This is a genomic window from Dolichospermum sp. UHCC 0259, assembly GCF_009711935.1.
Lineage (GTDB): Bacteria > Cyanobacteriota > Cyanobacteriia > Cyanobacteriales > Nostocaceae > Dolichospermum.
In genome coordinates this window covers 23938-49781 of record NZ_VIKX01000062.1, presented here as the reverse complement: position 1 = coordinate 49781, position 25844 = coordinate 23938, and the positions used below count along the sequence as shown (strand labels likewise).

Annotated in this window: 21 protein-coding genes and 1 pseudogene; 2 read left to right on the top strand and 20 right to left on the bottom strand. The window is 36.0% G+C overall.

Going from position 1 to position 25844, the window contains the following annotated elements:
• Positions 1 to 2 precede the first annotated feature (2 nt).
• From FJR05_RS05045 to FJR05_RS05025, 5 genes are all read right to left on the bottom strand, one after another.
• Positions 3 to 665, bottom strand: a complete 663-nt coding sequence (locus FJR05_RS05045) for a hypothetical protein (RefSeq protein ID WP_168643083.1) — start codon at positions 663 to 665, stop codon at positions 3 to 5.
• A gap of 72 nt (positions 666 to 737) precedes the next feature.
• Positions 738 to 1124, bottom strand: coding sequence for a type II toxin-antitoxin system VapC family toxin (locus tag FJR05_RS05040; protein WP_168643082.1), 387 nt, complete (start codon positions 1122 to 1124; stop codon positions 738 to 740).
• Positions 1121 to 1372, bottom strand: a complete 252-nt coding sequence (locus FJR05_RS05035; protein WP_168643081.1) for a type II toxin-antitoxin system Phd/YefM family antitoxin — start codon at positions 1370 to 1372, stop codon at positions 1121 to 1123. The genes FJR05_RS05040 and FJR05_RS05035 overlap by 4 nt, the downstream gene beginning before the upstream one ends.
• Before the next feature lie 96 nt (positions 1373 to 1468).
• On the bottom strand, positions 1469 to 1936 hold the full coding sequence (locus tag FJR05_RS05030) for a DUF29 domain-containing protein (protein WP_168643080.1): 468 nt from the start codon (positions 1934 to 1936) through the stop codon (positions 1469 to 1471).
• A gap of 537 nt (positions 1937 to 2473) precedes the next feature.
• A complete protein-coding gene (locus FJR05_RS05025) occupies positions 2474 to 4546 on the bottom strand; it encodes an SPFH domain-containing protein (protein ID WP_168643079.1) in 2073 nt (690 codons plus the stop codon).
• Between the two features lie 603 nt (positions 4547 to 5149).
• Here FJR05_RS05025 and FJR05_RS05015 point away from each other — a divergent pair.
• Complete coding sequence (locus FJR05_RS05015; protein WP_168643078.1) at positions 5150 to 5908, top strand: Uma2 family endonuclease; 759 nt, start codon at positions 5150 to 5152, stop codon at positions 5906 to 5908.
• A gap of 218 nt (positions 5909 to 6126) precedes the next feature.
• Positions 6127 to 6297 (top strand): hypothetical protein, encoded by a 171-nt coding sequence (locus tag FJR05_RS05010; protein ID WP_168643077.1) that lies wholly within the window; start codon positions 6127 to 6129, stop codon positions 6295 to 6297.
• 82 nt (positions 6298 to 6379) lie between these two features.
• Here FJR05_RS05010 and FJR05_RS05005 read toward each other — a convergent pair whose 3' ends face one another.
• The 15 genes and pseudogenes from FJR05_RS05005 to FJR05_RS04930 form a co-directional block, all read right to left on the bottom strand.
• Positions 6380 to 9703 carry a glycosyltransferase gene (locus FJR05_RS05005; protein WP_168643076.1) on the bottom strand — a complete coding sequence of 1108 codons (3324 nt, stop codon included), beginning with the start codon at positions 9701 to 9703 and terminating at the stop codon, positions 6380 to 6382.
• 42 nt (positions 9704 to 9745) lie between these two features.
• Positions 9746 to 10951 (bottom strand): DegT/DnrJ/EryC1/StrS aminotransferase family protein, encoded by a 1206-nt coding sequence (locus FJR05_RS05000; RefSeq protein ID WP_168643075.1) that lies wholly within the window; start codon positions 10949 to 10951, stop codon positions 9746 to 9748.
• A gap of 90 nt (positions 10952 to 11041) precedes the next feature.
• Positions 11042 to 11998 (bottom strand): SDR family NAD(P)-dependent oxidoreductase, encoded by a 957-nt coding sequence (locus FJR05_RS04995; protein ID WP_168643108.1) that lies wholly within the window; start codon positions 11996 to 11998, stop codon positions 11042 to 11044.
• A complete protein-coding gene (locus FJR05_RS04990) occupies positions 11992 to 12867 on the bottom strand; it encodes a UDP-3-O-(3-hydroxymyristoyl)glucosamine N-acyltransferase (protein WP_168643074.1) in 876 nt (291 codons plus the stop codon). The genes FJR05_RS04995 and FJR05_RS04990 overlap by 7 nt, the downstream gene beginning before the upstream one ends.
• 26 nt (positions 12868 to 12893) lie before the next feature.
• Positions 12894 to 13901: a hypothetical protein gene (locus tag FJR05_RS04985; RefSeq protein WP_168643073.1), complete on the bottom strand. Its 1008-nt coding sequence runs from the start codon at positions 13899 to 13901 to the stop codon at positions 12894 to 12896.
• A 10-nt stretch (positions 13902 to 13911) separates the two neighbouring features.
• A complete protein-coding gene (locus tag FJR05_RS04980; RefSeq protein ID WP_168643072.1) occupies positions 13912 to 14997 on the bottom strand; it encodes a DegT/DnrJ/EryC1/StrS aminotransferase family protein in 1086 nt (361 codons plus the stop codon).
• A pseudogene (locus tag FJR05_RS27850) lies at positions 14994 to 16155 on the bottom strand (Gfo/Idh/MocA family oxidoreductase). Before FJR05_RS27850 ends, FJR05_RS04980 begins: the two are co-directional and overlap by 4 nt.
• Entirely contained in the window at positions 16152 to 16631 is a 480-nt protein-coding gene (locus FJR05_RS04965) for an acyltransferase (protein WP_168643071.1), read from the bottom strand. The pseudogene FJR05_RS27850 and the gene FJR05_RS04965 overlap by 4 nt, the downstream one beginning before the upstream one ends.
• A 151-nt stretch (positions 16632 to 16782) precedes the next feature.
• On the bottom strand, positions 16783 to 18969 hold the full coding sequence (locus FJR05_RS04960; protein ID WP_168643070.1) for a hypothetical protein: 2187 nt from the start codon (positions 18967 to 18969) through the stop codon (positions 16783 to 16785).
• A gap of 178 nt (positions 18970 to 19147) precedes the next feature.
• Positions 19148 to 19669, bottom strand: coding sequence for a type IV pilin-like G/H family protein (locus tag FJR05_RS04955; protein ID WP_168643069.1), 522 nt, complete (start codon positions 19667 to 19669; stop codon positions 19148 to 19150).
• A 743-nt stretch (positions 19670 to 20412) separates the two neighbouring features.
• Positions 20413 to 21741: a class I SAM-dependent methyltransferase gene (locus tag FJR05_RS04950; RefSeq protein WP_168643068.1), complete on the bottom strand. Its 1329-nt coding sequence runs from the start codon at positions 21739 to 21741 to the stop codon at positions 20413 to 20415.
• Between the two features lie 630 nt (positions 21742 to 22371).
• On the bottom strand, positions 22372 to 23082 hold the full coding sequence (gene rpiA, locus FJR05_RS04945) for a ribose-5-phosphate isomerase RpiA (protein WP_168643067.1): 711 nt from the start codon (positions 23080 to 23082) through the stop codon (positions 22372 to 22374).
• Between the two features lie 141 nt (positions 23083 to 23223).
• A complete protein-coding gene (locus tag FJR05_RS04940) occupies positions 23224 to 23685 on the bottom strand; it encodes a M48 family metallopeptidase (RefSeq protein WP_168643066.1) in 462 nt (153 codons plus the stop codon).
• A gap of 4 nt (positions 23686 to 23689) precedes the next feature.
• Positions 23690 to 24631 (bottom strand): homogentisate phytyltransferase, encoded by a 942-nt coding sequence (locus FJR05_RS04935; protein ID WP_168643065.1) that lies wholly within the window; start codon positions 24629 to 24631, stop codon positions 23690 to 23692.
• Between the two features lie 260 nt (positions 24632 to 24891).
• On the bottom strand, positions 24892 to 25746 hold the full coding sequence (locus FJR05_RS04930) for a methyltransferase domain-containing protein (RefSeq protein ID WP_168643064.1): 855 nt from the start codon (positions 25744 to 25746) through the stop codon (positions 24892 to 24894).
• Positions 25747 to 25844 lie beyond the last annotated feature (98 nt).

Below are 25844 nucleotides of genomic sequence, written 5' to 3'. Positions count from 1 at the left end.
AACTAGACTTTCTGTAATTTTCTGATTTCTGCTTGGACATCTAAGGCAATCTGCAATGATTGATTAAGAAGTTGAGCATACTCACTAGCTTGACTACTAACTTGTAAGGTTTGCAGATTAGCTAAATTATTTACCACTAAATCTTGGTTATTAGCAAGCAACTTTTTATTATCGCGCAAAATCCGTTCACTTTTTAAGGCGCGGACTAAATCTTCTCGAATTAGTTGTAGTGCAGATATTACCTGTTCTCTGTCGCTAATGTTACCTTGGGTGTTACCGGAGTTAGTCAGTTGATCATTAATATCTATAGCTTGGACGACTTGGTGATATTTTTCAACTTCGTCTAGTAGGATTGTGAGTGCGTGGGGACAGTTTTTTTTCCGCCAGAGCGATCGCCCCACAACTACCGCCACAGGTACTATAATCAATAGAATCACTCCCATTTTATTGGAAGACCCCAAAGTGGGTAAAATGATAAAAGCATAAATACCACCAACTATAATCGGTGTCAGAGCCAAAGCTACCAAAGCTTCATTCAGAAAAAAACTGAGTCGCTTGTCTTTGTCTGCCATAATCGAGGGACGGAAAACGTCTTCTGGATCAAATCCAGTTAAGCGTTTTAGTTCCCCTTTGCTAATTTCTAAACCTACTAAATCTGGCTGCACCGCTAGATACTCCTTGAGAAAGGGTGAGTTAAGTATCTATTTTAGTCGTCTTTACTCTGATGATTGCAGCTATTACCAAATTGTCATCACTTGATATTGAATAATGAGATTATCTTTAGTTAAGATTGGGACTTTTTCAATTTGACTCTGAGCAATTAAAATGCGATCAAAAGGATCTTTATGATAGTCTTGTATATTGGCAACTTGCAAAACATGATTGATTTCAATTGGTAGAGCTTGAAACTGATTAGCTGCTAATCTAGAAGGAATATAAATTTCAGGTTCTTCTGGTAAGCTAAGTTTACCAGTACGGAATTTAATCACAATTTCCCAAGCACTAACAACGCTAAAAAGTATAGTATTATCGGGATCTGTAATAATTTTTCGGACGGTATTAGATAACTCTTCTGCATTAGTCACCCACCATAAAAAAGCGTGAGTATCGAGCAAAAACTTCATAATTGAGGTGTAGATGGATTAATAAAATCGTTAATGATGACATCTGGTAGTGGCAGATCAAAATCGGGAGAAATTATAACTTTACCGCGATCTTGTCCAGGAATGCGTGGAGATTTAGAGTAAACTGGTGAAATTCGTGCTACAGGTATACCAGCTTCAGAAATAATAACTTCTTCACCTTGTCTGACTCGATGAAGTAATTCGGTTAACTGTATGGTTGCTTCGGGTACACTGACATTAATAGTCATTTTGTCATTACCTAACCTTTATTTTCTAACTTAATTTTTACACAAAAATTATCAATTTCCAACCATTTGCCTTAATCATCTTGGTTATGATTGCAGCTATATTTCAGGAAACCAGTTTTCATCTAGGATTTGTTCTAAAGAAGCAATGGGGGTAAGGGGGAATATGTCAAGAGAAAGTTCTGATCTGTCGCTAACTAATTTTCTAGCATCTTGATAACATTCATCAAATATTTCTAAAATATAAGGTTTTAGACTTGGACTATCTTTGAGTTCATCTTTTATTTGTGTACGAAATGTCCTAATTTCCCCCTTCCAATGTCCTTGATTTCTTTCTCTTTCCTTATCCCAACATTTTAGCTTGAGTAGATGTTCCAGCAGTTTAATTAATAAACTTTTAATTGCTCGCTTTTCACTTCTACCTATAGTTTCTAATTCTTCTAATAAGTTCTCTAAATCAATCGCGGAAAATTGTCCTGCGCGAAGTTGGTTAATGGTTGTTCTTATCCACAGGTAATAATCTTGATCGTATAAGGTTTGGGTTGTTAGTTGTGTTAATGTAACCATATACTGGTGAGGATTTTGCTATTTCTTTTATTTTAACTTAATTTTGAATCAACCACAATTGTCTGAATCAGGTGGTTATCGAGCGACTTGTACTGAGCTTGTCGAAGTAAGTCGAGATAATGTCCAGGATTTAAGGATTTTCAGGATGTTGGTTATCATTCTGATTTTAAGGATTTGATGATTTTACAATTAACACAATCCAGTGATTTGATTATTCATTTTTGATTAAACCTACATAATTTAGTAACCGTTCAAAGGGGTAATTTGTGACTCAAATTCCGTAAAATCCAATATCTGAAGTAGTTATAGCTATGAAAATCAGGCGTTGCTGATTTTAGGGATGAAAATAATTTTGGGCGTTGGAGAATTGAGGTATGAAAGTTAAAAATTCCATCTCTCAAACTCTTACTCTCTGAGCCTCTGCGTGAAAAAAGCATCCTCTGAATCAGCAACGCCAAAATCTCTTGAGTCCGCGCAGGTGGTCATTGAGCCTGTCGAAATGCGGACTTTGTTTGTGTAGCCGCTAATTCTATTCGCCTAACTATTATGATTAGTAGATTCAGATTTAGCAACTACCGCATTAGGAAGAGGTGGAGGTGTGGGGATTTTCGATTCTGGATGAGTTTTGCTATTAGTTTGATTCAAAAGAATCATAGACAACAAACCATCTGCTAAACCATTATTACTGCCATTATTACCACCAACAATGATATCAGGAATAATGCGGACATTGCGATCGCCCACAATTTGCATTAACTGCATAGCGGTGTAACCTTGTAAACCCAAAGCTTGTACGCCTGTCCGGTAGGTTTCCGCTTTTGCGTTACCTGTGGCGCGAATACCCTCAGCTTCCGCTATGGCTTTTAGCTTAGTTGCTTCAGCTTCCCCATTCGCTTCCTTAATGGCTGCTTGGGATTTTAACTCGGCTATTTGCACACTTTGCTCAGATTTGACCATTTCTTGCTGAATGTTCGCCAAAGCCGTTTCCCGCACCAGTTGTTGGCGTTGGGTTTGCGCCATTTGCTGTACTTCGTAAGTCTTGCGTTCTTCTTCAGCAATTTTCCGGTCTGTCTGTGTCTGCATTAAAGCCGCCGGTGGTTGAATATCACCAATTAAAGTATCAATTGCTTGCACGTCATAGGCACGCAAAGCGATTTTAATATATTCAGCAGCTTCAGTTTGGCGTTCACTCCGGGCTGTTAAAAAGTCGAGAACAGTGCAGTTTTGAGCAGAGTTGCGGAAATAGTTACCAATAGTTGGTTCTAGAACATGATCTACTAAATTTTGCATTGCCCCCACGCGAGAAATCACCTTTGGTGCATCTAAAGCCCCAACATGGATAATTTGCGCTACTTCCAAATCAAATGCGAAACCATCACGCGATCGCACAGTTAAAGATTGTAGCTTCTCATCATAGCTATGTCGTTCGGTACGCCCTGACCAATTTAAAACAATGTTTGTCGTCGGTACTAACTCAATTTTCATAATTCGGGAGTTAGTCGGGTGTTTACCAGGATACAGAGGTTCTACCCAAACTCCCTTGTGTCCCTGGTGTACCAAGTTACCGTGAGTGAAAGCTGCACCACTGATATCTTCTTGTTCTTTACCCACAAAAGAAATTACCACACCCACATAACCAATAGGTATTTCTGTCATGGGTACTTGTTCTACTTGCACAAACCAGGGATTCAAGTTCCAAGAACCGGATAATAAAATTTGCTCCTGCAAACCTCTTTTACCACCACCATTGATAAATTTTTGACCATTTTGAAAGTTGTCGTGTCCTTCAATCACAGCCCCAGCAATTTCACCAGGGGAAATGGGCAACCCATCCAAAGTGGTGACAATACCGACTTTATCAGATTTGACACTATATACATTCAATTGTTCTGCATTCATGCCATGAGCCGAAGCGTTAGCGGCTGTAATCACTTTAAACAGCGCGGTATTAATGCGGTAACTACCAGCAGTAAGAAAGCCCATTTGTCGGCCTTTTTCCCCACCTTTCGTCAAGAATTTGCGAGCATCTTGAAAATTATCACATTCGACAATTTTGCCCAAAATCCGTTCTGGGGGGTTCTGTGCGCCATCTGCGGCGACAATCATCGCTATTTGACCTTGAGGGACAACAATTACCGATTCTTTTTTAACTGCATATTGCCAAGGCCAATGACCCCAATGCCAACCAGGGGCAAGTGTATCGGCTTGTAAACCCGCTTCACCATTGAGGGCGATTAATCTTCCCGCAGGTAATCCTTTACCAGACAGGGTGAATTTTTTCACCACAATGCCAACTTCACGTTCACCGATAACTACCAGTCCACCAAAGAAGAAACAACCACCAATAATGATCACAGGAATAATGATCAACGGTTCAATTCCCATTGCTTGATAAGGGATTTGACGAGTCACAGACTGGGTAACTACTGGTTGAGTTTGATTATAGGGAATTGATACAGAAGCTAATTCTTGTGCTGTCGGTGTTTTTATGGGAGTGGCATTGGCAGCATTCACACCACCTGCTAAGGATAAGGCTGCAATTGCAGATGTAGCCAAGCTGACAAATTTATTTTGCTTACTTTTATCAAGAGAAAATGGAAAGCTTTTCATATATGTGCCTTTTTGGGCAACTAATCATTCAAGGTATCACTTCATCAGAGGGGAATGATTTTTCTTAAACTTAATGTAATTTTCTACCAGATTTCCAATTTCTTTAGACTAAATTTGGTTCAGTTTCTGTTTTTAATTTCATTGAACAATCCTCAAAAAGCCTATGGAATGGACGATGTAGTCAAAACTATCCCTCATCTGAGTTCTCTAACGGGAATTATTGAAGAGTTTGGGTTCAATTCTATCTGTAACCCAACCCTTAGAGGTTGTTTGAAAACTTTTTCGTGTGGTATCTGACAGCCGCAGATCCCCCTAAATCCCCCTTAGAAAGGGGGACTTTGATTCCATTTCCCCCTTTTTTAAGGGGGGCTAGGGGGGATCTAAAGATTTTTGATACATCACCAAAGACTTTTAAAACAACCTCTTAACAAATCAGCCAACCCACCTAAATTGACACTCTTAGGGCTAAAGCTGCTGAGATTCTGCGGACAGAGTAAACTTAGATAAAAGTCATATCAGAATTGTTTATAATATAGTTTTGATGGATATAAAACTATATTCCATCTTCGCTAACACCAACATATTCTTCCAAAATGGAAAATTATGGACACCATCAAATTAGATCTTTCAACACAGTTACCGGATCATACCCAATTACCCTGTGAAGATGGAACATTTGTGAAAAACTTTCAAGAACATCCCCAAAGTATTCTTTTAACAGAATCTATATGGTCAAAATTACAAACAATTCATCCAGATAAACAGTTTTGCATAGGACAGGATAGCGGTATTTATTGGCGGATTACAGAACCACCAGAAAGAGGTGCAGAAGCGCCAGATTGGTTTTATGTTCCTGATGTGCCACCTGCTCTAAATGGTCAAATGCGCCGTTCTTACGTGATGTGGCAAGAATTAGTTGCTCCCCTAATTGTCATTGAATTTGTATCAGGTAATGGTAGAGAAGAAAGAGATGAAACCCCATATCAGGGGAAATTTTGGGTTTATGAAAAAGCGATAAGAGTTCCTTTTTATGGTATTTATGAAGAAAAAAAATCATCTTTAGAATTATATCATTTAATCGAAGGGCAATATCACCTGATGCCACCCAATGCAAGAGGTCATTATGTAATTGAAAAAATGGGTGTTGAATTAGGAATTTGGCAAGGAACATATAAAAATGTCGAGTTACCTTGGTTAAGGTGGTGGGATTTAGAAGGTAATTTATTATTAACAGGAGAAGAACAAGCCGAACAAGAAAAACAACGAGCGGAATATGAAAGACAACGGGCTGAACAAGAAAAACATCGGGCTGATAGATTAGCAGCAAAATTACGAGAATTAGGCGTTGAATTTGATGATTGAGTAATCTTGTATAATGCAAAACCCCTATCCAGCAGGAACTCAAGTTCCTTGCTAATAGCGAAAGTTATATTTTGATGACTAAATACTAGGAAAATTTATTAGTCCGTTTTAACGGACTTGAGCTATGAGACAGGGAATTTATTCCCTGGCGGGTGCGGAAGGCAACTTTATCCAGTTTGTTAAAGTTCAATAGTAGAAAAATATGGAGATTTTGCCCAATGAAAACTTTATTGAAATGGACAATTGACGACTATCATAAAATAATTCAATCGGACATTTTAACAGGTCGTAATTGCGAATTAATAGACGGTGAAATTATAGAAATGAGTCCAGAATTACCAAATGGTATTAGGATTGATCTCTGCAACACTATCCTCTTGCTGAAATGACTTAATTTGCTAATTATAGCAAAATTTCCAGATGTAAGGAGAGTCTTTTGTTCCTGGAATTTGATTATCTTAATCAGTAATATTAATATTCTACTTCTATTTCAAAAGTAGGTAAGGTTTCTGCTTGCAATTTAGATATCGCCTCTTGGTTTTCTACTTCTAACACAATTCTACTCTGTAAATGTGGTAGTAGTGTTTGCCACTGTTTTTCACTGATTTCTTCTATCAAAGAAATTTGTATGCTTTCAGTAATATCTATTTCATCTTCCATTATTAAATTCATAGCGATACTAGATAATATTCCGTCCGCAGTTTCAGGATCGGTGTTACTAGCATAGATGAGTAAGGTAGTTTCATCAGCATGATAATCAGTAGCTAGTGCTTTGATTACCTCTCCTAATTGCCCATATAAATCATCTTCTGACTGATTCCAATCAGGAAACATGATTAGATTAATTTCTCCGAGGTTGAAAGGTAAAGATTCAAGGGTTTGATTAATTAAAACATTGCTGACAATATCAGCCATTTTAGACCAGGAAAATTTCTGAGCCTGTACTAATCCAGCTTGAATTAAATTACGTCTTAAACTGGGTTTTTGTACCTCACATAAAGCATTAGCCATACCTTCAATTTCATCATCTTTGACATAGATTACTGCTTTTCCTCCAACTTCGGGTAAAGAGGCGTTAGGGGTAGTAATGACAGGGCAGCCACAAGCCATTGCTTCGGCTACTGGCATTCCAAAACCTTCATACTGAGAAGGATAAACTAATGCTACTGCTCCAGCATAAGCTAATCTTAATTCTGCATCACTCAACTGTAATCCGTGAAATGTGCATCCGGCGGTATATTGTCGCCATTCGGAAGGTAATTGATTACCTGCACCAGTAGCTACTATATCAAAACTGTGTTTATTAATCAGTTGGGAGAACGCCTGAAAAAAGAGAATTGTGTTTTTATATCCTCCCAGTCCACCTAATAAGAAGTAGGGTTTATTAATGCCATATTTATGTTTAAAGGCATTGATTTCATCTTCAGAAGCAGGGGAGAAAAGAGGATCAACTCCACAATGGGCAACAGTAATTGATTCTAATGATATATCGGGGAAAAATATACTTAAATCTTTTGCTGTATGTTCTGATATAGAAAGAAAAGCAGATGCGTGTTTGATTGCATTATGTTTTTCCCTCCACATTGGTTCATCAAAATTAGCTCCCATTACTTCTGGTATCATGTCATAAGCCATAAATACTGAAGGTGTATCAATAGGAGTAGTGTAATAGGTAGAAATAAATAACTCTGCTCCTTCTTCATCGCAAATTTGCTGGAGCATTTGGCGATCGCTTTCGGTATTGTTATAGCTGTAGGGAGATATGGCACGATAACGAATACCATTGATTTTAGGTGCGGTATTAGCTCGATCTAAAACTACAATATGGTTAGCAAATTCAGTATTTACCCACTGTTCTAAAAGAGATTTCCAAACTCTAGCTATTCCGGTTTTAAGTAGCTGGAAGAATACCCCGTCTATGAGAATGATTGGTGGTTTTAGTTCAGTAATATTCAACGATTCATTAACATTCAATGCAGATTTTTTTGCTAGTATCTGGCTAACAACCTGATTAAAGTCATGGGATAGAAGAGATTGTTTTTCAGCTGATGGTAAGTTACTAATGATCACTGCTTCAAACAAATTTTCCGGGAGATTTTTGTTTTTAGTTAAAAGATGCAAAGAATTTCCATCAGTATATAATTTTAAGTTATATTTTTCCGCTAATACCTCTAAGGATTTCCTGGTATAAATAGATATATGTTGACCTTCATGGGGAGTATAGTACCACCATTGATCAGGTTGAGGATTATTTTCCGGTAATAAAGATGTGCTAAATAAAATGTTAGGAGCTAATTTCAGCATTTCCTCCAATTCTTGTAGAGGATAAGTAAAATGTTCAAATAACTCAAATGCTGTTACTAATAATAAATCAGATTTAATATTTTCCGTTAATTCAAAACCTGTTGCAAAAATATTTTTACAGAATTTATCATACCAGTAAAACTTAAACCCTTGGTCTCTCATTAATCTTACAAAAAGACCATAACCACCACCATAATCTAAAAAATTGGCTTCATGATCAAAATGATTAAACAGCAATTTAGTAGCAATATTTGCCATCATATTATTACGATAGACTAAACCTACATCGCTAGTAGCTATAGCTTCCGAATAAGCTTCATTTAACCAGTAAGGATGTTCTGTTTGGACAAATCCACAATTTGAACACTGAAAATAATCAACATCATACTTCTGAAGTATTTTTGCTGTAGAGAAATAATGAGAATCTGAACCACAAACTTTACAAGTCTGTGATTTAGTTTGAGTGTAAGATAATGTGAACTGTGACAGGTTAGATGAGATTTTGGTATTTTTTAGTTCAGGAAGAATTTGATATTCAATTTTTTCACCATCTTGGACAAATTTAATAATTTGTTGGATTCTTTTTTCTATTGTATGATATTGTAATATTTTTTCTCTAGCTTGTTTAGTGATTTTTTCTAAGTCAAATAAATTATTAAGATTTTGGATGGTATGTAATAATTTGGGAAAGTTTGTAACATCATAAGGGATGTAATCTTCGTACTCAACAAATAAACTACTACATATAGGCTGAGATTCTAGTCTGTATTGTAATAATGTTGTTCCACAAGACATGGCTTCAAAAACTCTTTGTGTATAACCTCCCATATTAGTAGGTAGATTAATTACTGCATAAAAATTGTTGTATAGATTAACTAATACATCTGGTGAATTATGAGTTTCAATCCATCCATTAACAAATACTACTGCTCGCGCTGCTAGTAACTGTTGCAATAGTTCTCTTCTTTGGTCATATACTCCAGGAATATTAAAAGTTGCAACCTGTCCAAAGAAAAACATTTGTTTTGGGCGCTCTTGAATAGGTAATTTGACTTTAAAGCTTTTTTCATCAACACACACTGGAGCAAAACAAATGTTATTTTGATTATTGAAAAAACTCAAGTCTCTTTCATCAGAACAAATAAAATAGTCAAAACATAACTTAGCACTTGAAGATTTTTCAATCGTATTAGGAAATTTAGCATTAATTATGGTTTCCCAGCAAAGACAAACAGTAGTTTGTTTTAGATTTTGCCAAAAATCTCGTTTTTGAGGTTCATCATGTAGAAAAGGTAAATAATGATCTCCTCCTATTAATATAACTATATCACTTGTACTTTTTTTTAGTTCTTGAAATACAATTTCAGAGGTTGACTCATTTACACAAAATGTTTGTCCTAATAATTTCATTCTTTCTAAAGTTTGCACCCATCCTTTACTAATATTCCAAGGGTAGGAAAAGGAATCGAGATAAATTAAGTCTATTTTCATAAAGCTTTCTCCTGATTTTTTATGTATAATATGAATTTTGTTTTATAAAGTCTGCACAATCCGTTTGATATTTTCAGATGTTTTTTGTTGTTCTTGTGGTAACATATCTGGAAAAAGAGGCAAAATAAGAGATTTATCTTGAGATTGTTGACTAAATTTTAACTTTTTACATTCTGCTTTAACACAATCACAGGAATTATACTGTATGCCACAGTGCCAAGGTTGAGTTTGATATGATTCTTCTCTATGGGCGCACATTATACCTCTTCTTGTAGCAATTCCTTGATCTAATAATTTTTGCATGACCTCCACTTGCTCAATATGGTCAGCTAATTTAATACAATAACTTTGCCAATTAGTTTTTGCCCATACTGGTTCTGTTGGCAGTTCTATCCCAGAAACATCAGATAGTAATTCCTGATATTTTTCTGCTATGTGTCTTCTTTTAAAAATTATTTCTGGTAATTTCTTCAATTGTTCTCGCCCTACGGCTGCCTGAATATCAGTCATTCTGTAGTTATAGCCTAAAACAGGATATGTTTCAAATATAACTTGTTTTGATCCATGACGCACGGTATCTGTTACACTCATGCCATGTTGTCGCCATAACCTGATTTTTTTGTCCCATTCTGGATTAGAAGTGGTTAGCATTCCTCCATCACCAGTGGTAATTACTTTTCTTGGATGAAAGGAAAAACAGGCAATATCTCCATGAGGTTTACCAATTTTTTCCCATTTTCCCTCCCATAATATCTCACTGCCGATCGCACAGGCAGCATCTTCAATCACTGGTAAAGAATGCTTTTTGGCGATCGCTAGAATTGCCTTTAAATTGCAAGGCATTCCCATTTGATGCACTACTAAAATTGCCTTTGTGCGATCGCTGATGACGGACTCAATTAAACTAGGATTAATATTATAAGATTCGGTTTCAATATCCACAAAGACGGGAATAGCACCACAGTAGCGAATACTATTAGCTGTTGCAATATAAGAATGGGATACGGTAATTACTTCATCATCAGGTTGAACACCTACGGCTAATAAAGCCAAATGTAAAGCGGTGGTACAACTAGAGACGGCACAAGCATATTTTGCTCCCACATAGTCCGCAAATTCTTCTTCAAAAGCCTTGACTTGGGGACCCTGTGTTACCCAGCCTGATAAAATAGCTTGACTTGCAGCGTGGGCTTCTTCCTCACCCAGAAAAGGTTTAGCAATGGGGATAAAAGATAAGGGTTCATTCATACTCAATTATTGTGTCCAGAAGAATAAGGTAAGTTAAATTATCCTTGATTGAAAAAGCTGAGTTTAAACACCAACTACTATTAAGATAGGTTATACAATATTCTTGGTTGTTTTCCACCAATCAACTAAACGGCTTAAACCCTCTTCTAAGGAAACCTCTGCTTTAAACCCTAGTAACTTTTTAGCTTTGCTTGTATCAGCTAATCTTTTTTGTACGGGATTAACTTTTCTCTCGGCTGTATATTCAGGTTTTAGATCAGATTTCATTACTTTTAAAAGGCTAAAAGCTAAATCGTTCAAGCTAGTTTCTACCCCACTAGCAATATTAAAAACTTCATCAGTAATATTACTTTGAGCAGCTAAAATATTGGCTTTGGCAATATCTTCCACAGAAACAAAATCCATAGTTTGTAAACCATCACCAAAAATCAGCGGTGGTTTTCCCTCGATAATACGATCCATCCACCTAACTAAAACTTCCGTATAAACCCCATAAATATCCATTCTCACACCATAAACGTTAAAATAGCGCAAGGCGATATAATCTAAGCCATACATTTCATTAAAAGTGCGTAACATTCCCTCATTGAAGGTTTTAGCTGCACCATAAAAAGTACGGTTATTATAGGGGTGATGGGATTCAGTGGTAGGAAATTCTTCTGCCATACCCAAAACAGAAGCGGAAGAAGCCGCTATCACTTTTTTGACTTTTGCTTTTACGGCTGCTTCTAAAACGTTATAAGTACCATTAACTAATACCTCTAATGCTAATCTGGGTTCTTCAGCACATTGGGTAATACGAATCGCTGCTTGGTGAAATAAAACATCTACACCTGGCATGATTTCGTTGAGTAGTGTTTGATCTCTAATATCTCCTTCGATGATTTTGACGTTACCATTAGCGATCGCCCATTCTAAATTAGCTTTAGTACCCCTAACAAAGTTATCGAGAATAACTATTTCTGAAACACCTTTTTGAACTAATTGATCGGCAATATGAGAACCAACTAATCCTGCACCACCAGTTATTAAAACTTTTTTCACGATTCGTTTCTCCAGCGTAAGAATCTAGCAGGTACACCTAAAACTACTGAGTTTTGCTTTACGTCTTTAAATACGGCTGAACCTAAAGCAACAAAAGCATTATCTTCAATTAAGATTTCAGATGAAATTGTTGCATTTGGACCAATCCAAACGTTGTCTCTAATAGTTGTACTTCCAGCAATAATCGCTCCAGCAGCTATTTCACAATTCTTACCTATTTTAACGTTATGGGCAATATGAACTAGAGCATCTATTTTAGTGTTTTCTCCAATCTCAGTAAATCCGCCAAAAACAGACTTAGCTATATGACTATTAGATTGAATTTCCACTCTATCATTTATTTTCACTCCTCCAGTATGAGGAACAATAATTTTTTTTCCATTGACTAATTTTGGCTCAAAACCTTCTCCTCCAATCACAGCACCAGAACGAATAATTACATTTTCACCAATTACTGAATTTTCTAAAATAACTGCTTTAGGTTCAATAACTGTACCTTTTCCAATGTGAACATTTTGCTTGGCAATGTAACAATCGTCGGCAATTATCGTTTCCGATGAAATACGAGAATCAAAATTCTCGCCATAAAAGTTAGTATTATTTGCTAAGTATTCATGAATTTCATAAAAAGCATCTTGGGGATGCTCTGTAACTGCAATTCCTAAGTTTTTAGGTATTTCTTTGACCAAATCAGGATATGTAATTACGCAGGAGATATAACCATTATTTTTTAAAGAGTCTAAATATTTTTTATCATAGAGTGTTACAAGCATTTTTCTCTCTTGATGCCCCAACAGTCCAATAGATTCAAAAGATTGATCATTGATAACCTCAATCCTTTTAATATTAGTCACAATTTGAGATAGTTTCATCTTTTTAGTTACAAATAAGGTATTTTTTATACTATTTGGATATAATCAATATTTTTTCTATCAATTATATCATATTTTTTGATTACAACTGAACCTGATTTTAAGCCTCCTGTTTGAAGCCTAATAATAGCTTCTGGTCCTATTTCTGATGGTAAAATTCCCATGTGTCCTTTTTTTATAGTTTTATCAGGGTAAATCAAAATATTAAGTTGATGACATAGATACAAATCAATATCACCCCAAAACTGAAAAATAACACAATCAGAAAAATTTTGAGCAATAATCCTTAAATCCACTTCAGATAAAACAGGATTTTTCTGTGGTTTTAAAGCTGCAATAATAGCATCATAATTTATTTGCATTTCAGCTTCTTTCAATTGTTTATGACAATAAACTTCTGCTCCATTTTGTGATAAAGTTTTTTGAATAAACTCCGAAAAATGATTATCACAGAGTAGAAGTATTTTACTACCATAAACGGCTACTCCAGCATCTAGTAGTTGTTTAATAGCCATAATTCCCAAAAAAGAAAAAACATCAATAGATGGATGCTTTTCGTTAACTCCTATGACTTTAATACCTGTTTTACGGCAATAATCTAAATCTATATCCTCTTCTCTAAATTCCCATGACTCATACATTAAGGATATGACCACCGATGGTTTCATCCAATTAATCATTTCTTTATTTATAGGACGTACATGACCACTATTGGTAATTAAATCAGCTTTACTAACTATATCTGATGTCTTTTCGGTAATTATTTCGATATTAGAACTTATACCAGCTAAATTTGCCAAACTTTCCGTTTCGTTTATGACTTGTTTTATGGTTCCGTATGGAGTGTCTTTTGTAATTGCATAGACTTTTTTAGCACCAGCCAAAGCTGCTATTATAGGTGTTACAACATAAGCGCCTGTTGCTGCCTCAGTAAAAATAATCTGGTCGCTTAAGTCTAAGTTACATCTATCAATTGCATCTTTGATTAATCTTAGTAATCTTTTATGGTTGAAACCAACAGGTAAGTTATTCATGACTATGTGATTAAACCAAATTTCCTGTAACAATTTTAATATTATCATTAGTTAACTCTGCATACATAGGCAAAGATAACTCCTCATTTGCTACTAACTCACTACAAGGAAAATCGCCTAATTTATAACCTAAATCAGCATAACCTTTCTGCAAATGAACAGGAATAGGATAATGAATACCTGTTTGTACCCCCTTGGCCATTAACTGTTGTTGTAAAATATTCCTATCAGGCGATCGCACCCCATATATATGATAAACATGACGACTATAAGGCATTTCTACAGGAGTTTTTAACTCAGTATTTGCTAGTAATTCGTTATAAAGTTGAGCGTGATTTCTCCTTGCTTGAGTCCAGGTTTCTAAATGGCGTAACTTCACTCGTAATATAGCCCCTTGTATTCCTTCCATGCGGTAATTATAACCATTGAAATCATGGTGATATTTCTTTTCTTGTCCCCAATCCCTTAACTTTCTAATAGTATGGGCATAGTCAGGGTTATTGGTGGTGACAATACCTGCTTCACCATAAGCTCCTAAATTTTTACCTGGATAGAAACTAAAACAACCTAAATCACCAATACTACCAACCCTTTTGCCTTTATATTCAGCACCATGAGCCTGAGCAGCATCTTCAATTACTTTCAGATTATACTTTTTAGCTATAGATAGAATAGAGTCCATATCCGCAGGTTGCCCATATAGATGAACAGGAAGTATGGCTTTAGTATTTTTAGTAATAGCAGATTCAATTTGGTTAACGTCTATAGTGTAGGAGATAGGATCAATATCCACAAAAACTGGTTTAGCTCCTGTATAACAGATAGCTGCCACCGTTGCCACAAAGGTAAAAGGCACGGTTATGACTTCATCACCAGCACCAATTCCTAAAGCTAACAATGCTAAATGTAAAGCACTTGTACCAGAATTTAGACCAATACCATAATCAGCACCACAGTAAGCTGCAAACTCAGTTTCAAAGGCTTCTACTTCTTCCCCTAATATAAATTGGGTAGTTTCCAATACTCCAGAAATAGCTTGGTTAATTTCATCTTTGATACTAGCATACTGTGTTTTTAAATCTATAAATGGGATCATCCTGTTACCTCTGTTTCTGTCCAGTTCAATTCCACTAATTTACCTTGATGTTTCATAGACTCAGTAGCAGCTTCCAGAATTTTTACTACTCGTAACCCAGCTTTACCATCAGTTAAAGGGCGATCGCCTGTTTTAATACAATTAATAAAGTGTGATACCACTCTATTGAGAGCTTCTGTCAGATCCAATTTTGGAGACCACATATCCCCAGTCCGATAACCAATCAGCATTTTATACAAATTCTCTTGATTGTTATTGACTGTAATTCCTCTGTCATATAACTTTACCTTTTCGCTAGGTTCTACATCATCATAGACAATCATCTTTTGACTAAGTAGGTAAACCGAAAAATTTAAAGGTATGTGACGAAATGTAAATTCAATGAATGCCTTACAAATAGGTTGTTTTACGGGTTTCACAAAACTAAACATATATCGGTTTTATTATGTTTACCTACTTACCCCCAATGAGTGTACGTCTAACTTTTACTGGAGCAAGCCAGTTAACCTGCAAATGGGCAATTAATTGTTCATTAAAAAATAATGTCATATAGGCTATATTTTCAGGCTCTCCACTGACATGACTTATACCTGTGGCAGATACAGCACAAGGTTTGGAAGGCAGGACATAATCCATAATAGATAAGTCATGTACTGCTAAATCCCAGATTACATTTACATCATGCTGAAATAATCCCAGGTTGACACGCGCCGCGTCATAATAATAAATATTACCTAATGTATTATTCTCTACAAGCTCATGTATTTTGCGAATTGCTCCTGTATAAACAAAAGTATGATCCACCATCAAAACTAGATTACGTTTATCAGCTTCAGCAATTAATCGTAAGGCCTGTTCAGAGCTTGCGGTCATGGGTTTTTCTATTAAAACGTGCTTTCCAGCCTGTAAAGCTTGAATAGCTATATCGAAATGGGCTGAAACTGGAGTAGCAATAGCGATCGCCTCTATACGATCATCATTGATTAAGTCTTGATAGTTTAACGTCACACCAATAGTAGGGTAACGAGATTGGACTTTTAGCAATCTATCTGGACTGAAATCACTAACAGCAATTACCTGGGATTCTGGTATTTCATAAAAGTTACGTACCAGATTCGGACCCCAATAGCCATAACCAACTACACCAATTCCTATCATGACTCACGCTCCCGCACATCACCTGTTACTTTAGCGGGTACACCTAGAGCAATCGCGTATTCAGGAACATTATTAGTAACTACTGCTCCAGCAGCAATCATTGCTCCTTCACCTATTGTTACTCCACACATAATCACTGCTCCACTACCTATAGATGCTCCCCGTTTAATTTTCACTGGAGTTACATTCCAATCAGCTTCCGTCTTCAAATTACCGTTACTGGTGGCTCTAGGATAACGATCGTTTATGAACATGACACCATGACCAATTAGGACTTCATCCTCAATTTCCACTCCTTCACAAATAAAACTGTGGGAAGATATTTTACAGCGATTACCCACAATCACACCTTTTTGTATTTCTACGAAAGCACCTATTTTAGTATCATCGCCAATCCTACATCCATACATATTAACCAATTCAGGATGATGGATGATGACATTATTACCTAAATTTACATCTTGTGAAATTGCCATGATAAGTCTCTCGCTTATTTCATAATTTATCCCTAATAAACTGCAACTCTTCAGAGTTGCAGTTGTACAATCAACACTATATCTTTTTTATCAAATGAAACGGCTTTATCCTAATTTATTGTCAATCATACGGCTTTATCCTAATTTATTGTCAATCATCAATATACCTTTCCCACATCTGCTGATAAGCATTCTCCATTTCCCCTGCAAATTTCTTACCATTCCATAGCGGTGATGTTTGTCTTGACTTTTTCAGTTTCCAAACAATTTCTTGTCTTAATTTTTCATCCTTACCCAACCTCACACCCCACTCTACATACTCTTCATCACTCCAAGCTATACCTTCAGTTACACCTACATTCATCATCATTGTATAACTATTGCGCGCTGCAAATTGTTCTCCCACTCTAGTTACTATAGGGATACCCATCCATAAGGTTTCTAAGGTTGTTGTTGCACCGTTGTAGGGATAGGTATCTAAAACAATATCAGCAATAACTAAATTAGCGCGATGTTCCATATCTGTATCAGCAGAAGGTAAAAATCTTAATTGTTTTAAATCAACTCCTTCCGCTTCTGCAATTGGTGCGATAAAATCTTGTAAATCTTGATAATTAGTTCGATGACTTTTGAGAAGAAAATAACTATTAGGGACTTGTTTAAGAATTTGCAGTTGTAACCGAATATTATGGAAATTACGTTTTAATCCCGTTTGAGAACTAAAATAAATAATCCCATTATCAGGAATATCTAAAGATTCTCTGGTGAGAGTTGGTGTTCCTATACTAAAGCCATCAATACCAATATAATTTTCTGGTAGCCGCCAAATCTTTTCCGTATAATAATCCTGTGCTGATTCTGGTAATACATAGTGATCAGCAATAAAATAATCTACTGTGGGAAAACCAGTCCCATCATACCCTAACCAACTAACTTGAATGGGTGCAGGTTTCAATGCTAAAATGGCGCAACTACCATAGGAAGTTAAACTATCCAAATCCACTAAAATATCTATCTCATCTGCATTAATTTTATCTGCCATTCCCACCATAGAAAGACATTCTTGATGAAAACGATCACCAAATTCGTTTTTGTAAGCTTGTTGATGGGGGTCATAAACATTCTCTTTTAAAGAATACAGATAAATATCAAATTGTTGACGATCATGATATTTTAACAACCACCAAGCTAAGAAACCCACAGAATGAGTACGAAAACATTCTGATAAATAGCCTATTCTTAAAGGACGTTCACTCAAAGCAGGACGAGGTGATTGAAAACGTTTTTGATAGGTATTAATATTTTCGGGAAAACTTTTCCCCAACACTTGTTGACATAAAGCAGCTAATCCATTGCGAATTAATCTATTTTCACGTGGATTATCTTCCATGTATAACAAAAAAGCGCCAATGCTAAGAAGCTGCACTAAGCTTTCATCGTTTGATTTACTGTTGACAACATTAGATAAATATAGTTTATATGCTTGGTAAGCTTGAACTGCTTTTTCCCAACTTGCACAAGAAGTTAATAATGCGTCTAGTAAGTAATGGTAACCATTAATTTGATCAGTTGGTTCTTGAGCAAGGGCTAAATATTTTTTCACCCAATCAATAGATTCTTTAGTATAATCTGATCCTAATCTTTGTAGAGGAGCAACAATTTTTCTAATACAATCTAAATTATTAGGTTCTAAACGGAGAGCTACTTTTGCAAAGTAAATTGACATATAAGACTGAGAAAACCGATAATAAGCTTCAGCTTTCCCGGTCAGTAATAGAATAATAGTCTTAGAGGTTGATAAACTAGGTATAAATATTTCAACCAGTTTATCAACAAAGGAAGGAGGAGTAACTGGATCAAGATGAACTAACTTTTCAATCACTTTAACTAATAAATTTTCGTCAAAAACAGGGGTTTCTGTTAGTTGAGAGATAGTTTCAACTAATTGATTAATATTCGTTTCCAGATCCTCAATATTTAAGTCAATATTTAGCTCAACGATTTTTAAAAGATTATTAATATCATCAGGTATAAATTCTTTAATGTGTTGACGAATTACCCAAGCTAATTTATTGTTAGAATTTGCTTCTTGCTGTTGAGCAGAATTTAATAAAATTTCTGTTAATTCTTGCAACCAAGATTGTTCTTCTCCAAATTCAAGAAATGGAGTCATCCATGTGATCTGCGCTTCTTCTTCTCTATCCTCTAATAATAAGGCTAATCCTAAATACCAATAGTTAGAAACTTCCCTGGGATTTTCAGTAATATTGTGTTCATATTGTGAAATACTTAGTAAAGTTTGATTTGAATAAACTTGATTATCTAACTGGGTAGTCATGATTGAAAACCTGGAACTAGTTGTGAAATTAATTTTTTGAGTATATAATTTTTTATTGCCAAATAAAGAACAATGTAGGAGTCAACAGCCGTTAACCCCTACTTGAACAATATTCAGATAAAAAAATACTAGATAAACCGTAATTAATCTAGCATTTCTAACAACAAATAATTAAGCTTTATTTCATGTTTTCCAGACCAGTACAAGCTGAGGCTTGAGGAGTGGTGCTTAATGAAGGTGCTGCAACTGATGTTGCTGTCTGTACTCCTGTTGTCTGACAAGCAAGAGCTTCAGTCTGCCCACTAGTAAGAATGACTACACCACCAGAAAAACCTTTGAGAGAATTTGGATCTTTTGTGGTCGCTAGAACAACTGTGCTGGTTGTATCGGCAGAGGGTATTGTATATGTATAGAAATCTGTTGATGAAGGAATACCTATTTTGAGATTGTCAAAAGTAGTAGCAAAAGATGTATTTTCAATCCGGTAAGACTGTTGCGCTCTGTTAACTGAACCGACGTAGGTTTTAGCTTCTGATTGTTTAGCTTTTGCTGCTTGGTTGAGGAAAGAAGGTAGCGCAATAGCAGACAGAATACCGATGATGATGATTACAACTAACAGTTCAATCAGGGTGAAACCTTCGTTATCTTTCTTTTTGCTGAGGATTTGTTGGATGAACTTGGCTTTGAGTTCAGTTTTCATAGTAGTTTTCCTTGGTTGGGAGTATTGTTTGTTTCTCTATGCAAATAACTTACCCACATCTGATCAGTTTCATATCACCCCCAGAAAAGAATTTTTTTTACCATTTAACTTACAGCTTTATAACTGTGATGGAAATAGACTAAAACCTTTAGCTAGAGATACTTTCAAGAAATAGAGCCTGGGTGATAAAGGGAGTAATAAAGTTTTTCTGATACCAAATACTGTTGGGTTAAGGCTGAAAATCAATATTTGTATAGGGTAGATTGATACAAGTATAAGTTAACCATATATGATTACAGATGATTTTAGGGTATGTTGTTGTTGAACCAAAGCAGCAAAGATCATTTCAGCAGACTACATATAATACAATAAATATCTCCAAAAAAGAATGTAGAGACGTTCTATGGAACGTCTCTACAAGGGTTGTAGATAACGCATATTTAATTTCTGGAGATGTCTAATAGGGTTTATACTCAACACGGTTTATTCATTTGATACTGTGGGTAGGGGTTTAGCACTGCTAAACCCCTACAAATCTAGGTTTTTCGTAATTTTGTAAAAGTCTATGTCCCAACCGTGTTTAGTATAGTCCAAAAAATTCGTCTGTTTAGGTTTTAATATAGTAATGTAGGTTGGGTTGACAGAAGGAAACCCAACATTATCCTCAAAGTTATAAAAGTTCAGATTGGTTTTGTTGTGGCTTAACCCAACCAAAAATATAAATCGCTCACTACAAAAGAAAATCAAGATTGAGTCTCTAACATAATAAAATCAAAATCTTTGAGAACTAAGAGTAGCTTTTGTAATAGCTGAAAAACCTTGACTTTTTCTATAGGTTCTCCTGTTAGAGGATCAAAAGGTCTAAACTTTTGCCAGTATTCGACTAGAGACATCATTGTTAGGGATTGATCAAACAAAGGTAGCAAGCACAGAGCCATTGAGCTATCTACATGAATAAATTCCTTAGTTAAGGCTAAATCTTGAGAGACAGAAAAGATTTTACCTTCGCTTATACAAGTAGTAATATTAGTTTTTAAATTGGGGTTTTTGAACTGTGGATGTAGATGTACAGTTGCTTTTTCCCAATTAAAATCAGACCATTCTGAAACAGGTACAAAAGGATGTGCTGCTTGGGGATGTCCACACCAAAAATCCAGTAATCTATAAACAGGGTGGAGCAGTTCAAATAAATGTAAACTATCTTCTGGAGTTATTTCCAGTAAACCCATTGCCAGAAAAGCAGGTAAATTATCTGGTGCTTTAAATAAGTTCATCAAGTCCCATTGTCGCCAGTTTTTCATTTTGATAAACTCTAAATCAGCAGTTCTTAAAGCTGAGAAAATATCAGTGATAGTGTAACCTTTATCCCCTTGAAATAAGTAATTCATCAGAATATGTTCTTTTCCGTTTTCTCCTTCATAGTTGGAATTCCAAGTTTCAGATTTGAGATTGACATCATCTTTTAATGCTCTCATGGTATCCACAACCATATCCATCTCTAATTCTTCTGGATTTCCTTCCATCAAACCCATCATCTTGAATATTTCTTGAGCGCGAAAGTAAGAAAATCTCTGAAATGAACTATGTAGATTGGTACGAATAATCCCCTCTGGCTTTAATACAGCTTTCATTGCTTGCAAAGCCACAGATATATCAGGAAAAAGATACAGAACTTCATCACAATTAATATAATCAAATTGATAATTTAATTGGGGTAAGTCATCTATTGATAAAACATGAAATTCAGCATTATTAAAACCATGATATTCTAAACGCTGCCGTGCAAGTTTAACAGATTCTTCGGATATATCAACACCAACAATTTTTGCACCAGGATTGGCTTTTGCTAAAGTTAAGGATTTATAACCAGTACCACATCCAGCATCTAAAATTACTTTGTCTTTGGTGTCTATAACTTTCTGATTTCTCAGATAATAAGAGGTAATTAAGCTATGAATATAAAGTGAATTTACATCATCTTCAGGAGCTTTATCAAGGGGATGATTAGGATAAGGTGCGCTATCAAATTGCTGACGGATTTTTGCCCATAAATCGGATGTTGAATTTGCCATTTTAAACTCTTTTAATAGTCGGTTGATGATGATATTTACTGGTATTTAGCGGAAACGTCTCTACATTTCTGGTTGTCTTTTGGCTCAAAGCTAGATATGTACCCCAAGAATAGTATGCCTCAATAGTTGAGATTTACAGCAAATTGTCATCAAACCCGGAACAAGAACCCCACCCCCAACCCCCTCCCCGCAAGTGATGAGGGGGCTATAATTTACCTTATATGATTGGAAATTGCTGTATATCACTAGACTTTGGTTTTCAATATGGCAAGATGAGAATTAATTTAATATTAAATTATACTAAGTAGTCATACAACATTACTCTGGCGGTAAAACAAGAATCTCCAACTAAGCTATGCTTCTATTTCCACTGTGCTGTAGATGGGTTCTCAGCCTTAAAAAGGCTATACTTACTCATTAAAAATTCTCAAAGAAATTCTTGATTTAAGCGGTGTAAAAGTTATAGCTAAAATCCTGGTCATTCTGATTTTGACAAAAAAGTGATCTACAATTATGTATGTGTAAAATTATACTGAATTTGGGTTGGGAAAAAGGTAATGAGAAAAGAGTTCCTTTTCTTCCTCTTGTCTCCTTTTTCCTAACTGGTTATCTATGTGATTAGGGAATAATCTAAAGTTGTCTAACTACAGGTTTACCGTCAATAACTTCACCAACAAGAACGATATCTGCACAATTGACGAAAATGCCATTTTCCAGAACACCGGGGATATTATTCAGTGTTTTTTCTAGGTTTACAGGGTCATCTATGCTATCGAAGGTGACATCTAAAACCATGTTACCTTGGTCGGTGATTACAGGTCCTGCTTTTTTTACACCCATGCGTAGTTCTGGCTTACCACCAAGTGCTTTAATGGCATTGGTGACGGGGGTGATAGCCATAGGGATAACTTCAACTGGTACAGCGAAACTAGAACCTAAGCGCTCTACTAATTTACCACCATCAACAACAACAATAAATTGCTTTGCTAGGTAATCTACAACTTTTTCGCGGGTATGTGCAGCACCACCACCCTTAATCAAGTTTTTATGGGGATCTACTTCATCTGCCCCATCTATAGCGATATCAATATGGTCTACAGCGTCTAAAGTGGTGAGAGGAACGCCATACTCTTTTGCTAATACTTCTGATTGAAATGAGGTGGGGATACCGACAATATCTTTGAGTTCCCCGGATTTGAGGCGTTCTCCTAAATATTGAATGGTGTAAGCTGTGGTTGAACCTGTCCCCAAACCAACGATAGAACCGGATTTTACTAAATTGGCGGCGGCTTTACCAACTTCTTGCTTCATCAATTTAACTGGATCTGCTGGTATGGACATTCTTTAACTCCTGAAAAATCAATTAAACGGTTCACTCATCTTACCAGAACACCCGGATTTCTTCCTACTGCCTATTTCTTCTGGGGAGGTAGGTCAGATCCCCGACTTCTCAAAGAAGTCGGGGATCTTGTTGTTAAAAAATCACAGTTTAGACATTTTATCTAACAACAGGCTGACCTTTTTCGCTCTTTCTGGTTGACGCTGTTTTTGTAATAATTCTTTTGCTTGAACTAAATTAGCTTTCGCTTCTACTTCCTGTTGTTCCTGCATGAGAATGTTGGCTAAACGTAAATAAGCATCGGGATTTTTAGGACTGCTATCAATTACTTCACAGAATAATGCTTTTGCTTCGGTAATTTGTCCTTTCTGATTTAAAATATCTCCTAATAACAAACGTACCATATCATTGGTAGAGTTGATAGCAATAACTTTTCTCAAGACTATTTCGGCATTTTCAAAATCTTTGGCTTGATAAAAGTTGATGCCTTTTTGGAATAAGTTGGAGGTAATCAATGTTTTGATACTCAAATAACCAAGAATGGCAAGACCAAAAATAACTACAGAAATGGCGATTAGATTGGAAGTAGGAAATGTTTCTAACATGAGTTTAAGCTAATAAACAGGAGACGGGAAAAATTAGGTATTCAATGAAAAACAATTTCCAGATAAATTGATAGAAATTAGTAATGGCTTGTTTGTCTTGTAAATCAACTCCTGCACCTTGCCACCACATGACAATTAAAGCTACTATATGGGTGATTAAGATGAAGATAGTATTGACTTCCGCAAGATTGAATAAGGCTACTAAAATCATGCCTACATAACAGATTGTTAATACCCAAAGTGCGAGATTAAATACTTTTTGTTGTCCGAGTTGGAGGGTAAAAGTTGTGATATTGTAAAATCTATCGCCTTCCATATCAGGAATGTCTTTGAAGATAGCGATCGCAAATGTAAATACCAAGATAAACACTGTTAAAGCCCAAACTGCCCCCGGAATCCCTTGGCTTCTTTGCAATACCCAGCTAAAATGCAAAAATAAACCTAAATTAACAATAGTTCCCCGTACCGAAAAAATACACAAGGCAGCCCAAAAAGGAAACTGTTTTAAGCGAATTGGTGGTAAAGAATAAGCCGTACCAATTGCTAAACTTATTGTTACCATTCCCATTAAAAATGGTCCAGTTAGCCATGCTAAAGCCAAAGCGACAATACCAGTAATAATGACGATTAATTGTCCTTGTCCTCTGGTAAATTCTCCCGACGCTAAAGGTAAATCAGGTTTATTGATTTTATCAATGTCAATATCTTCTAATTGGTTCAAACCAACAATATAAATATTGCCACAGATGCAAGCAATCCATGTTGCTAAAATTTGACTAATATGCAAACTAGAAAAATTTGTGGAAGTGACACCCAGGGTAATTAAATATAAACCCAAAACACTCAAAGTTGTTCCCATAATTGTATGGGGACGGGAAAATTTCCAAAAAGAATAAAACCAACTTTTTGGAGCAATAGCCGAATTTTGTTGATAAAATTGATTCATCTTTTGTTCTTTTTTGTTTGCACCATCTGAAAGAGTTGAACTTACAACATATTGCAGCTATACTCAACACGGCTTAATTACTTGATTCTTCGGGTAGGGGTTTAGCAGTGCTAAACCCCTATAAATCTGGGGTTTTCGTGATTCTATAAAAGTCCATGTCTCAACCGTTTTTAGTATATATGAGGTAAAAACTTGCTCAAAAAGCTATGCCATACAAGGCTTTTACTCCTGACTCCTGAATGGGCGCAGGCCCTGCGCCCCTACCTACTGCTTGATTTTGTTCCTCGTAATAATCCAAATCTAACTAATCCAGTTTCATAACCTCGACGCATTAAACCTAAAGATAATGCCCCCTGAATTGTAGTCCAACCAGCCATTAATAAACCGATAAATGCTTGGGGTGTAAAAGCCGAATCAATGACAACATTCCAAAAAGGAGCAACAGCGGTTGACCAATCAGCCGTGCGAATATTATTTAATGGTAATTGCCAAGCGATCGCTTCATACTCCGCTAAAGAGATAACATAAGGTAAACAATAGACTCGATAAATATCTTCTAAGTGCTTTTTCTCATCCGTTGTCAGCGGTGACTTATCCGTATTCCGATGACACCATGTCACCATAATTAAAGTTCCACCGGGCTTTAATACGCGATCGCATTCTTGCAAAAACTTAGTTTTATCTGGCATATGTTCACCGCTTTCCAGTGACCAAACCAAATCAAAAGAGTTATCCTCAAAAGGCATTTCCTGAGCGTTGGCAACCATGAATCTAGTTTTTTGACTCAAATTCATTGCCAAAGACCTTTCTGTCGCTCTAGCGGCTTGTACAGGACTCAATGTAATTCCCGTAGCATTTGCCCCAAACTTCTCAGCTAAGTATAAAGAACTACCACCGATTCCACAGCCGACATCAAGAATATTTTCGGCACCCTTAACATCAGCCCATTTTAACAATTCTTCAATTAAATCAATTTGTGCCTGACGGCGTTCTTTCACCTGTTTACCATCTACACCATAATAACCATGGTGCATATGTTCCCCCCAAATCTGTTCCCACAAACTGGAGGAAGCATCGTAAAATTCCTGAATTTGTTTGTAAAGTATTTGACTCATTAATTTAGTAATAAAAAGATGACAGGAAATTGAAAAAAAACTTATTCATAGGCTACCATCTATGTTTCTAATTAGATAGGGATATTTTTCTGCCTGGG